Here is a 13,002-nt window from a genome sequence, read left to right on the forward strand (position 1 = left end):
CCTTTACCTGTTTTAGCTGCATTAAATTTCAGCGGCTAATCTACAAGCCTGATTTATTGCACGTTTAGCATCTAATTCAGCGGCAACATCTGCACCACCAATGACATGTACTTTTATACCTTTTGCCTGCAATGGTTCTAACAGTTCTTTAAATGGTAATTGTCCTGCACAAATAATAATAGTATCTACTTTTAGTATTTTTTGTTCGTCATTTTGGGTATAATGCAAACCTTCATCATCTATCTTAGTATACTGCACTTCATTAATAAATTGTACATTTTTCTTTTTCAACGTAGAACGATGAATCCAACCTGTGGTTTTACCAAGGTTTGCACCAAACTTACCTTTGCTACGTTTAAACATAAAAATTTCTCTTGGCGATGGGTGTATTTCTGACCGTATGTTCTCAATACCACTACGAGCCTCTAAGGTCTTATCAATTCCCCATTCTTTAAGCCAAGCATCAATATTTAACGCTGTACTTTCCCCTTCATGGGCTAAATATTCAGAGACGTCAAAACCGATTCCGCCAGCGCCGATAACGGCAACGCGTTTGCCCACAGGTTTTTTCAATTTTAAGACATCTATATAATTTAGGACTTTTGGGTGGTCAACACCCTCAATTTTCGGAGTTCTTGGTTTTATTCCGGTTGCTACAATAACTTCATCAAAATTGCCATTTTGCAAGTCTTCTGCTGTTACTCTAGTATTCAATTTCACCGTTACATTATGCAGCTCTAATTGCTTATTGAAATAGCGAATGGTTTCGTAGAATTCTTCTTTACCAGGTATTTGCTTAGCCAGGTTAAATTGTCCGCCTGTTTCTTTTTCACCATCAAAAAGTGTAACATTATGACCACGCTGTGCTGCTATTGTTGACGCTGCTAAACCTGCTGGACCAGCACCTACAACGGCTATTTTTTTCTTTGTTTCTGTTGGATTATAATTCAGTTCCGTTTCATGACATGCCCTCGGATTCACCAAGCAACTAGCAACTTTACGTTCAAAAACATGGTCTAAACAAGCTTGATTACAACCAATACAAGTGTTTATCTCATCTGCCTTAGCTGCTTCAGCTTTATTGACCCACTCTGGATCTGCTAAAAATGGTCGCGCCATAGAAACCATATCTGCATGACCTTCTGCCAAAACTTGCTCAGCAGTTTCGGGCATATTTATTCTGTTAGAGGTAACTAACGGAATGGTTAATTCTTCTTTCATCTTTTTGGTCACCCAAGTAAATGCTGCTCTAGGTACCGATGTTGCAATTGTTGGTATGCGGGCTTCATGCCAACCAATTCCTGTATTTATAATGGTGGCACCAGCTTTTTCTATCTCTTTACCCAAGGCAACCACTTCTTGCCAAGAGCTTCCTTTTTCTACCAAATCTAACATTGATAAGCGATAGATAATAATAAATTCCTCACCAACGGCTTCACGTGTTTGCTTTACTAATTCTATGGGTAAACGCATTCGGTTTTCATAGCTACCACCATAAGTATCGGTACGTTTATTTGTTCTTTCTGCAATGAATTGATTAATTAAATAACCTTCAGAACCCATAATTTCTACGCCATCATAACCCGCTAGTTTTGAAAGATTAGCAGAATTTACAAAATCACGAATGGTGCGATTAATACCAGATTTGTTGAGCTTAAATGGTTTAAAAGGGGAGATGGGGGACTTTATAGCTGATGGTGCCACAGCAAAAGGATGATATCCATACCTGCCAGCATGTAGTATTTGCATACAAATTTTACCACCTTCTTTATGTACGGCATCAGTAATGACCTTATGATGCTCTGCATGTTTTTTAGTACTCATTCGTGCTGAGAAAGGACCTGTCCAACCTTGTACGTTGGGCGCTATTCCGCCAGTTACTATTAATCCGACTCCGCCTTTGGCTCTTTCGGCATAATAAGCGGCTATTTTCTCTATGCCATTTTTTTCTTCTTCTAATCCGGTATGCATTGAACCCATTAAAATTCGATTCTTAAGGGTGGTAAATCCTAAATCTAAAGGCTCAAAAATATGCTTGTACTTGGTCATTACACGTTACTTTTTAGTTGATTATTTATTATGCATGCATAATAGTTAACAAGATACGTTTTTAATATTTGAAAACTAACTAAACATTTTTTGAGTATAAACCGCTTATTTTCAATTATACACTTAGATTTTGACTACCCGAAGTTCTTCAGTATCGAGTTTAAAACCTTAACAAGCAGAATAAAAAAATCCCTATGAAACCAAAAGTTTCATAGGGATTTTTCTCTATTACTAAAAGGATTAAACCTTTACAATTATTCTTTTATAGCCCGTGCAAATTTGTACGTAATACCAAAGTTAATACCAAAAGAAGAATAAGGTACTTTTTGAGATAACTCTCTAGAAGTATCAGTATTTGTATTTGATAATTCATCAACATAGGTGGTAGTCTTGTTTATGCCCTCTGGTAAATTATCGATAGTATACAATCCGCTAACCGCAACTGTACCATCAGGTAATTTAACATCGGTATTAAACTCAGCTATTTCAGAATCTTTACGCTTTAAACTGATACCGTAATACTCTACTTCAGCAAAAAGACTAAAATTAGAATCTAAGTCATACTTATAACCAAATGCACCTACAAAACCTAAAGGGAAATGTCCGTGAAAATCCTCCTTATAGTTTGTTTCAGAATATGAACCATTTGGAACACCAAAAGCTTCAGCTTCAGCTTCAGAGAAAACAGATTTTTGGTAGATAACACCCTCAGTTTTTCCGCCTAATTTTAATAAGGCTCCAAAACGACCATAAATATTATTAGTAAACTTATAGACTACAGATGCAGAAGCTCCAAAAGCACGTGCTCTAGCTACAGCATTAACTTCTGTACTTGGCAAATTAACTATAGATACATCTTGATCTGTTCCTTTTAAATACCCAATACTTAAATCTGCACCAAATGAATCGTCAAAGAAGTAGGTACCCCTAATTTGAAAATTAATTCCTTCTCCATAACTACCATAAGAGTTCTCGGTGCTAGAAGCATTAACGCGTTCTCCTAATTTCATAGTTGCACTACCAATTGCCAATCCAGAACTTGCAGAAACCTGCAATTGTCCATAAGATATCGTGCTAAATAAAACAGCTGCACATACAGCGATTAAGTGTTTCATAATAAATGATTTATAAGTTGAAAATTGATTAAAACCTAATTTATTAGCAAAAGCCAAACTACATTAACTGCTGATTAACAGAGTTTTGACCAACAACCTTAAAAGTATTGCTAAGATTTTAATTGCTTCTTTTAAATTAGTCTATCAAAGTTACTTTATTAAGGAAAATTCCTATATCTATGATTATTATTTAACACTCTATATGAAGTCTATACTTGATTTTGCCGTTTGCATTATCAATTAAACAAAACAAGAACCTTATAACCTACTTTATTGCAATTTATTGGGAATTGATAATTTGTTTTTTGTTTAACATCAATCATTTTTTTGAGTCTTAAACCCAATAAACAGTAACGTATGAATGAACAAAAGCAGTAATAAACCGTTCGATATGACTAAATTATTCCAAAAACGGACTGGCATATTTTTCATCGTTTATAAACTCATCATCTGTTAAGGTATTTAGAAAATCTACCAAGGCTTGTTTATCTGTATCAGACAAGTTTAATCGACGAACATTATTGCCTTGGGTTAATCTATTATCTAGATTAGGATTATTTTGGACACCACTATTATAATGTTCGATAACTTCTTCTAAAGTTTCAAATCTTCCGTCGTGCATATACGGTCCGGTTAAGGCTATATTTCTTAATGATGGCACTTTAAATTCACCTAACTCATTGTTGTTTCCTGTTATACCACCTACACCCAAATCTGTTATAGTAGCATCCAATCCATTGTTTCTTGCATCATCTCCTACAAATACATTAGTGGCATGACAATCAAAACATCGCGTTTGATTACTCATAAATAATTGTTTACCTCTATTTTCAGATGTCGTAAAATTGGGGAAATTATCATCTATATCTTGGGTCTGAGCTAGCCCATCATCAAATTTAGATTCGTAAGAAACCATTGATCTTATAAATTGTGATAGTGCCAATGCCACCCGATTGCTTGTTATCGTTTCATCGCCAAAAGCATTTGTAAATAAAGCTGCATAATAGGGCTGTTGTGTTAGTTTCTCTTCAAGTTCAGGCAATGTTAACCCCATCTCAACTAAGTCTTGTATCGGTACTAAGGTTTGGGCTTCTAAGGTTACTGCTCTTTCATCCCAAAAGAATCTTCCATTCTCGTAAAATCTGGCATTTGCAAGCCCCATAGAATTTCTTGAAGTCAATTCTCCATTAAACCCTGTACTTAATGCATTGGGATCAGAAAATCCGTTTTCTTGTATATGGCAAGAAGCACATGAAATGGTGTTATTCATAGATAGGTTTTTATCGTAGAACAGAACCCTACCTAAAGTTGCACCATTATCTGTTGTAGAATTATTATTGGGAGTATTATCTTCATCTCTGACATCATTGTCAAAGAAAAAATCAGGTAAAAGAATATTGGCATAATTAAAAGGTGAATCAGGTAGGTTTAGGATAGAATCATCCACCTCCACAATATCTGATATTTCTTCTTCTACCGTGGTATCAACTTCACTATCATCTTCAACCAAAACTACTTCTTCCTCTACTTCAGGAATTTCTATATACTCATCTTTTCCGCAAGAAATAATTATAAATGTCATTAGACATAAGGTGATAACATACTTTTTCATATTAAATTGATTTTAAAGGGATTGATAAAAATTAAAAAGTAGTTTTTTGTCATTCAGGTCACTTAAATTTTTGGAAGGGTAGATATTTTATAATAGTAAAAGCTTCGCCACGCAATGGCGAAACCTTTACAATTAAAAGTTTATACTAAAAATTTGGAGAAAGACTGAAGTTGTTAATTGCAGCTGAAATTTCATACCCTAAACGGACACCTTCATCACTATCAGCTTGTATATGCACACCTAAGGGTATTCTTGAATATCCGTTTTCTTCTGCCATTTCAGAAAAAGAACTGAAGCTTCTAGAATCACTTCTAAATTCTGATCGTCCGGCATGGGTTCTATCCGTAAAATTGATTGCATCACCACCAAATATGTCCATAAATACTCCAGATGCCACAGCTGCAAAGGTTGCATGACCTGAAGGATACGCAGGAAAAGCAGGATTTGGAGAGGAAATAAACCGTGCTAAATTCGTTTGAAAATCGTCATTTATATATTCTAAAATATATCTACTTGGACGCTCCGTATTGTAAGTATATTTATCATCCCAAGCCGAAACTGCTGCATCATTCATCGCGAAACCCAATTTTAATAATAGCTCTAAGGTTTGCTCATAATCTAAATCTTCTTGGTCAATAAGCTGATTTGCTATTGAAAACTGACGACCTGGAGGACTCATCATTAACCCCTCTACATCATCTGACCAGAATTCTGAAATCCATAAGTCTTCATTATCTTCCAATCTTGCCGTGGTTGCAGTACTTTCCACCTCATCCATTTGATTATAATAACCACTATTCCTATTCCCACTATGTGAAAAAGGTGGTGGTGTACTAGAAGTCTGTTCTGGAGAAATCACAAAAGTTCTTACCCTGTTCCAATAAGGAAACCATGCAGTTTCTCCCTCTGAAGCCGCCCAAAGACCCTCACCCACAGGAGCTACATAAGAACCCGGATTTGGATCTAATTGCTGGGTTTCAGCTTCGTTATCCGTTTGGCTATAGGCAATGACCATTTCTGCGACCAATGCTCCCCATTCCTCAGAATCTTCTATTTCTTCTTGAGATAAATTTTCGGAAAGTTCTTCTGCCATTTCATTTTCTAAAGTGGTAATACCTGCTTTAGCATTGTTGGATACACTGAACATAAAATGATCGAATACCAAGGCATAACACGTGTTTAATGCCAAATTTCTATCTACAGTATCAGCCCTATCATCTTGGTCTAGATTAAAACCTTGCAATTGATTTCTAGTTGATCCATAGCCGTCCATGTCTGCAACTGCAGTTTCATATCCCGCCAAATGAATATATGCCAAAGCTCTCGCAGTAGTATTTGGTCTTAAACCGTTCGTGTATCGATCTAATACCAACCACAGATCATTCCAATCCGTTATAAGCTGTACGGTCTCTTCCGAAGGGTTTAAACCGTTGTTTCGATCGTTCTGTCTTCTGGCGGTTAAGGAATCTTGAGCTACGGTATCAAAATCATCTGTATCCGTCTCGCTAATTTCTAGCACATCTAATTCATCTTTTGCACAAGATTGAACTAAAATCACCGATAAAATTAGTAGCACCCATCCTATATTAAAGTTTCTCATAAATTTTCGCATTAAGGTTAATGTTTATTTCAGGCTATTTTTTTTGCCTTTTCCTTAATACGTTTAGCTTATGATTTTACCCAACCCTTATTTTAAAAATAAATAGAATTAATTTTTGGGTGCTGAAAAAATGGTAATATAAATTGAAGTTCCAATATTCATTGAGCGGTTAAAACTGTATGCTTAATTGAAGGTTGGGAGCAAAGGCTATAGTTTTACGATAGGGGTCGTCAACCGGTGGTTCATTCTGAAAGATATTGACAATATTATCTTGGTCATATAAATTAACGAACGAAAGACCTACTATACCTTTCCAACTTTTTTTAGGATTTGAAAAGGCATACGTGGCAGATACATCTAATTGGTGCATATGGGGAAATCTGTCTGTGTACCCAATATCTAAATCGTCCTGAGAAGTACCTTCGTCTGTTTCAAAATCTGGAACAACTACAGGCATACCAGAAAAGAAACCCCAAGTTACAGCCAAGTTTAAGGGATCTAAATGCCATAGCCCTGTTACGTGTAAAATGTGACGCTGATCAAAGTAAATAGGCAATGTTTTTCCAAAGTCGGTATCTACTTCACTTAAGGAATAGCTAAAGAGTGTTTCAAAATTATTCCACCGTTTTTTTACAAAGAGATCGGCACCCATACTTTTTAGCTTTCCTTTTTCTAGCGTATCCGTATTGGTCTGTAATGTTACGTTATTGGTATTTCTAATATATAGTTCCAAATCTACCAACCAGCCAGATTTGTTGTACAAAGCCCCAAGCATAGTTTGGTAACCCTCCAATACCGCTGTGGTTTGATCAGGTAAATACCAGAATTGCGTCTGATTATTGAAATCATCAAAATCGTCACGTAGTTTTTTTTGAATGAATTGATGTGATCGACCTGCCGAAGTTTTTAAATATAATGCATCACTTGTTCTAACATTTATTGAAATTCTAGGGTCTGCAAAGAATCTTTTATTAGGATCGTAATAATCTGTGTGCATCCCAAAATTAGCCGTTACCTTATCGTTCCAATTCTTATTAAAGGATGCGTACATACTATGCGTCATTGCATCTTGATCTCTACGGCTGTCAATGCTATTCTCATCATTTCGCTCATCAAACCTTAAACTGTAATCTGTTAATGTATATCCTGTTTCTAGAGCGGTATTTTCGTTTAGTTGTAATTGAACTTCAGTGATGAACCTAGTATCTTCAATGGTATTGGAGTATTTCTCAAAACTTGAACGCTCTGATGCAGAAAAACCTTCACTTTTATTATCTATAAATAGTGATGATTTGCTAAACCGTGCCTGCGCTTTAAGCTTCTCTGAGAATGTACCTTCCCACTTTACGGTCATACCCCAGTTATCTAGAGACAAATCCCTAAAATCTTTATTATCCTTATCATCAGTATCTTCTAGAGTTGCCGACAATAGGTTTTGAATACTGATATAACTAACGGTTGCCTTATGGTTTTCATTAATATCATAGACGAGTTTTGAATTGATATCATAAAATCCCACTTTAAAAAATTCACTATTGACATCATCGGCAACATCCTCTAAACGACTACCCTGAAAATTAAGATTAGAGAAGGCAGTTAATTTTGGGGAATTAATACTAGGGTAATTAGACCTAGCAGCAACATATAATGCCAATTTATCCTTTACCAAAGGCATTTGAACAGTTGCCCCTGCATAAACGGTATTTGCCTGTACTTCATATAAGGTGGAATCTGGCACCGTATTATTCGTGGTCATATGTATGAGTCCGCCTACACGACCTCCCCATTTTGCAGCCAAGGTATTTCTCTGTATTTCAATTTTACTGACAGTAGTAGGGTTATAGGGTGCTATGGCGCCATAAAAATGCCCGTTATGGTAAATGGGTATATCGTCAATTTCAATAAGTGATTGGTCAAATGTACTTCCTCTAAAATTTAAACTACCAGGTTTACCACTTGGCGTATGTACTCCCGGTATATTTTTAACCACATTGAAAACATCACCATCAGTTTCCCCAGCTAGTAAACCCAATGACCTCATATCTATATGAAAGGTATTATCACTAATCTTAGCATTAACTCCCCTTGTCAAATAATCGGTTATTTGAACTTCATTCAAATGAATCATAGCATGTTCTAAGCGCACAGGTGTTTTTAATGCCCCCAACTCAGAAGCTATTATATCTAATTTGGAATAAAATGAAGCACGTATATGAACTGAATCTAATGCGAATATATTCTTGATCGTATACCTTGAATTAATAGGATACAAAAAGCGCTCTTCTCCCTTATTAATTTGAATGGTTATATTAGGAATAGCTTCGCTATTTTCTGCATCTATAACACTAAATGAAATATCATTTCTAATAGGTACTACCATATATGAGTTGATTCCATCTTTAATAAATTTGATAGGAGCCTTTTCATTTATATTCGCTAAACAATTTTCTAACGATTCGCAATCATGTGAAGAGGAGGGAAGTACAACTTGATCTAAAAGTGTGTGGTTATAGATAAAATCTACATTATAAGTGGCTTTTAATTCATCTAAAAAATCTACTAATTTTAATGTAGGACCGTTTTGAGAAAATGATACGCAAGGAAAAAAAATACAACACCAACTTAGAACAAGAAACTGAAGTAACGCTCTCTTATGCTTATACATAGGTCTCATATTCTGATTTATACGTTCAATACTATTCAAAAATAACTGTATTATCTTCTTGAAGCTCGTATTTAATTTCCATTGTAGTAAAAATGGTGTTTAAAGTTTGTTGCAAATCTTTATGCGCTATTGTACCTGTAAACTGAAGTGTACCATACTTTTTTGGAAGATTGACCTCTACATTATAATAGCGTTTCACATCAGCTATAACTGTTTTTAGCGGAGTTCTATCATAGGTACTTAAACCATTCATCCATTCCGGACTTAAATATTCGTGTTTATCTTTTTTAAGTTTGCCATTTACTAAAAATACACTTTGCCCTTTCGTAATAATTTCTGAATTGTTTTTATACGAAACTTCTATTTTACCTTCATAACAGTATACCGAAAACTGTTCCTTTTGTGTGCTTATATTAAACTGCGTACCCAACACAGAAACTTGTGCCGTAGGAGTTTTTACTATAAAAGGAGCACCGCTGGTTACGTTAAAAAATGCTTGACCTGAAAGAGTAAGAATTCTACTGTCCTCCCAATCATCTTTATTATATGTTATGCTTGATGCAGCATCTAATTCAACCAAAGAACCTGTTGGTAGTTCAACTGTTTTACTCTCTGCAATTTTGGTAGCAATAGTAGTGGAACTAGTTGACGTTAAATACCAAACCAAACTACAGGAAAGTAATATAGCTACACTTGCGGCAATACGCAGCCAATTTTTATTGCTCTTTTTTAATGGAACAACTGTCTTATTCTCTTCCGTTAACTTGGCTAAGCCTGCATCTAGATTAAATGGTTTTACCTTCCAGGTATCTATATCATCAATTACAGTTTTAAGCGCATCTAGTTCACCCGATTCTTTCAGTTGTTCTTTCTCCTCGTTACTTAAACGATCATCCATCCAACGGGCAATTAAATTTTTATCTTCTAAATGCTTGCTCATACTAGTAGTACGTTTAAAAAACTATTTAACCAACCTGCTAAATAGAAAAATTTTTAATTTCTGTAATACTGTTCAATTTTATCAATGCTTTTGAAATACGTTTTTCAATAGCTGTCTCGCTAACCTCTAGCCTTATCGCTATTTCTTTATAAGTAAGCTTGTCTATTCTATTCATTAAAAAAGCCTCGCGTTGCTTTTCTGGTAAATCTGAAATTACGGACTCTAGTTTTAACTGAAATTCTTTTGTTCTTAATTTAAAATAAGGGTCTTCATTATCTTGTTCCTTAACCAATCCTTTTTCAAATTTTAAAGCAACTTTCTTATTACGTAATGTATCGATCATTAGATTTCGTGAAATACTATATAGAAAACTGGCTACTTTTTTATAAACCACCGTACTACATAAAGACCACAATTTAACGAAAGAATCATGTACAATATCTTCTGCCCGCTGCATATCACCAAACTTATAGTAAAGATAATTTCGCAAACCTTCTGCATGGGTTCGATAAATGTTATTATAAACGCTCTCTTCGCAAACCGATGGTTCTTGACCCATTCTTTAATATTAAATTCTAAAAGACCTACTGTAAAGGTATTACCCCCAAAAGTAGCTATTACCCCTTTATCTGCAAGATACTCTAAAATAAAAAACCTATAGTTTCCTATAGGTTTTATGATATTTAATATGCTAAATTAATTTATTTGCTACAGTTTTGATTGTAAAAAAGAACAATCGCAGCTAATTCTGCACCTTTACCATATTCATCATCCTTAAAGTCACCGTCATTCATTTTTTGAATTAGTTCTTTGCAATCACCTAATTGCTTTTTTACTTTTTTCTTGTATCCAATCCAATCCACATCGCCAACAATTAGTCGGTATACTTGTTCAATAGTGTTAGACCCTGGTTTTTTAATATAATACTTAATAATCGTACCTCTACTACTAGGTCCTCTAACAACTCTTCTTGAAACTTGCGAACTTTGACTTGCTGTTAAATTACCACTTTGAGCATTTGAAATATCATTTTCAACCTTCATACTACCGTAGTTGGTTTGAATATTACGTGCAACTAGCATTGTTTCTCCAGAAATAATCACCTGAAATTCTTCTAATTTCTTAGATTTTGGAGAGGTTCTAAAATATTCAATATCTCCAGTTTTTATATGTTCAATATCATCATGTTCAATTTTATTAGGTTCCGAAGTTTCAATTTCAGTAAAAAGAATTTTACTTCCTTTATTTTCAATAATTCCTTTTTTAATATCTCCGTTTTTAAAAGTTACTACACCTTTGTTTTGAGCAAATACATTTGAAATAAAAAGAAACAATACGGCAAATGGTAACATCTTGAAATTCATAGGTAATGGTTTTGAAATTTATGAGATGCTAGAACGGACTTTTATCAGAAAAATTACTTTTTAAAAGTCATTGCGTTATACTAAAGGTTACTTCATATATTTTGGCTTGAAACCAATGAACAATAATGTATAAATAAACAAAAGCAGTAAATACCAAGTATTACTTATCAAATCTAAATAATCGATTTTCCCTTTTGAGAAGCTCAAAATCATTAAAACCTGAGCGCCATAGGGTAGTAAACCTTGAAATATACAAGCAAAAATATCTAATATTGAAGCGGTCTTTTTATTATCTAAATGGTACTCGTCATTTATAGTTTTTGCAATAGGACCAGCAATAATAATGGACACCGTATTATTCGCAATCGCCATATTAATGGTACTTACTAAAGTGGCAATACCAAATTGTGCTGACTTCTTATTTTTAATCAGTTTTTTAATATTGACCAATATAAATTCGATGCCTCCATTTCTTTCAACCAATGCAGCTAAGCCACCTGTCAATAATGACAATAGAAATATTTCAGTCATATTGGTAAATCCGGTATACGCGATTTTAGTTGATTCTATCAGGGTAAAGTCTCCGTAGGCAATTCCTAATGCACCTGCTACAATTGTACCTAACAATAAAGTTACAAACACATTAACTCCCACAATCGAAAGAATAATAACTAATACATATGGCATAATTTTTATGATGGAATAATTATAAACTGTGGTTTCAGTTACGACGGACTCCAACCCCAATCCCTGAAATACTAAAATAGTTATGGTGAATAACGCTGCAGGTACCGCTATTTTAATATTCTGCTTAAACTTATCGCTCATTTTACAACCTAACGATTGTGTAGCTGCAATGGTGGTATCTGAGATGACAGATAAATTATCACCAAACATACTACCACCTAACAAGGCACCACATAATATTGCCAAATCTGCACTGCTTTCATCTGCAAAACCAACTACAATGGGTGCCAATGCTACAATTGCACCAACTGATGTTCCAGTAGAAACAGATAAAAATCCAGCAATAATAAAGATGCCTACATAAATATATTGAATGGCTATGACATCTAAACCAAGGTTTACAATAGCATTTACACTGCCTGTTTCATTTGTAATAGCCGCAAAAGCACCAGCTAACAAATAAATAAGACACATGGTCAATATCTTATCATCTCCACAGCCTTTCAGTAGTGTATTAATTTTAGAAGAAATGGTTTGCCTAAATAATATAAATGCGACCACTATACCAACTATTACCGCAATAGGAGCTGGTAAAGCATAGAAATCATTCTGATATATACCTACCCCTAAAAACGTAAATACAAATACGAACAAGGGTATTAAAGCTGAAAATTTGGGAGTTCTGTCTTTTGTGTTTGCCATTTCTTTCTTTGTTCTATAAAGGAAATAGTAGCAAATAAGTAGACACATGAGTTAACATTTGTTCCAACTAATTGGCTTATCTATTTAGCACCTTGCTTGTTATTGCAGGTTGCTATCTCCTTTTTTTGAGATTCTTGATAATTATTTAAGGCGGCAAATGTAGTCTATAAATCTTTCTACTAAATCTTAAAAAAGGTTAATTTATTTTAATAGAATTCCTATAGAAACACTCCTACATAATTACCTTAAATTTAACTTCAATTATTAT

General features: G+C 34.5%; 9 protein-coding genes and 1 riboswitch. All 9 genes read right to left on the minus strand.

Annotated features, from left to right (window positions below; all coding sequences use genetic code 11):
• Positions 1-21: 21 nt before the first annotated feature.
• Positions 22-2,049 (minus strand): NADPH-dependent 2,4-dienoyl-CoA reductase, encoded by a 2,028-nt coding sequence (locus BUC31_RS11855; RefSeq protein WP_073244444.1) that lies wholly within the window; start codon positions 2,047-2,049, stop codon positions 22-24.
• Positions 2,050-2,303: 254 nt separating this feature from the next.
• A complete protein-coding gene (locus BUC31_RS11860) occupies positions 2,304-3,164 on the minus strand; it encodes an outer membrane beta-barrel protein (RefSeq protein WP_073244446.1) in 861 nt (286 codons plus the stop codon).
• A 400-nt stretch (positions 3,165-3,564) separates the two neighbouring features.
• Positions 3,565-4,776 carry a cytochrome-c peroxidase gene (locus tag BUC31_RS11865; RefSeq protein ID WP_073244448.1) on the minus strand — a complete coding sequence of 404 codons (1,212 nt, stop codon included), beginning with the start codon at positions 4,774-4,776 and terminating at the stop codon, positions 3,565-3,567.
• Between the two features lie 145 nt (positions 4,777-4,921).
• A complete protein-coding gene (locus BUC31_RS11870) occupies positions 4,922-6,376 on the minus strand; it encodes a vanadium-dependent haloperoxidase (RefSeq protein ID WP_073244450.1) in 1,455 nt (484 codons plus the stop codon).
• Between the two features lie 169 nt (positions 6,377-6,545).
• The gene (locus tag BUC31_RS11875; protein ID WP_170861956.1) at positions 6,546-9,041 is read right to left on the minus strand and encodes a TonB-dependent receptor plug domain-containing protein; all 2,496 of its coding nucleotides are present in this window, start codon (positions 9,039-9,041) and stop codon (positions 6,546-6,548) included.
• A gap of 31 nt (positions 9,042-9,072) precedes the next feature.
• On the minus strand, positions 9,073-9,981 hold the full coding sequence (locus BUC31_RS11880; protein WP_073244454.1) for a FecR family protein: 909 nt from the start codon (positions 9,979-9,981) through the stop codon (positions 9,073-9,075).
• Positions 9,982-10,018: 37 nt separating this feature from the next.
• Positions 10,019-10,540: an RNA polymerase sigma factor gene (locus BUC31_RS11885; protein WP_073244456.1), complete on the minus strand. Its 522-nt coding sequence runs from the start codon at positions 10,538-10,540 to the stop codon at positions 10,019-10,021.
• A gap of 142 nt (positions 10,541-10,682) precedes the next feature.
• Positions 10,683-11,345 carry a hypothetical protein gene (locus BUC31_RS11890; protein ID WP_139251960.1) on the minus strand — a complete coding sequence of 221 codons (663 nt, stop codon included), beginning with the start codon at positions 11,343-11,345 and terminating at the stop codon, positions 10,683-10,685.
• 87 nt (positions 11,346-11,432) lie between these two features.
• Positions 11,433-12,734, minus strand: a complete 1,302-nt coding sequence (locus BUC31_RS11895; RefSeq protein WP_073244460.1) for a Na+/H+ antiporter NhaC family protein — start codon at positions 12,732-12,734, stop codon at positions 11,433-11,435.
• A 47-nt stretch (positions 12,735-12,781) separates the two neighbouring features.
• Positions 12,782-12,880: riboswitch (SAM-I-IV-variant riboswitch) on the minus strand.
• Positions 12,881-13,002: the final 122 nt, after the last annotated feature.

Origin of the sequence: Maribacter aquivivus, from assembly GCF_900142175.1 — a bacterium.
Classification (GTDB): domain Bacteria; phylum Bacteroidota; class Bacteroidia; order Flavobacteriales; family Flavobacteriaceae; genus Maribacter; species Maribacter aquivivus.

Excerpts from the sequence above, each read along its gene's own strand:
- BUC31_RS11865 (WP_073244448.1), bottom strand. The coding sequence starts at position 4,776 with ATGAAAAAGTATGTTATCACCTTATGTCTAATGACATTTATAATTATT.
- BUC31_RS11890 (WP_139251960.1), bottom strand. The coding sequence starts at position 11,345 with ATGAATTTCAAGATGTTACCATTTGCCGTATTGTTTCTTTTTATTTCA.
- BUC31_RS11895 (WP_073244460.1), bottom strand. The coding sequence starts at position 12,734 with ATGGCAAACACAAAAGACAGAACTCCCAAATTTTCAGCTTTAATACCC.
- BUC31_RS11855 (WP_073244444.1), bottom strand. The coding sequence starts at position 2,049 with ATGACCAAGTACAAGCATATTTTTGAGCCTTTAGATTTAGGATTTACC.
- BUC31_RS11860 (WP_073244446.1), bottom strand. The coding sequence starts at position 3,164 with ATGAAACACTTAATCGCTGTATGTGCAGCTGTTTTATTTAGCACGATA.
- BUC31_RS11885 (WP_073244456.1), bottom strand. The coding sequence starts at position 10,540 with ATGGGTCAAGAACCATCGGTTTGCGAAGAGAGCGTTTATAATAACATT.
- BUC31_RS11870 (WP_073244450.1), bottom strand. The coding sequence starts at position 6,376 with ATGAGAAACTTTAATATAGGATGGGTGCTACTAATTTTATCGGTGATT.
- BUC31_RS11875 (WP_170861956.1), bottom strand. The coding sequence starts at position 9,041 with ATGTATAAGCATAAGAGAGCGTTACTTCAGTTTCTTGTTCTAAGTTGG.
- BUC31_RS11880 (WP_073244454.1), bottom strand. The coding sequence starts at position 9,981 with ATGAGCAAGCATTTAGAAGATAAAAATTTAATTGCCCGTTGGATGGAT.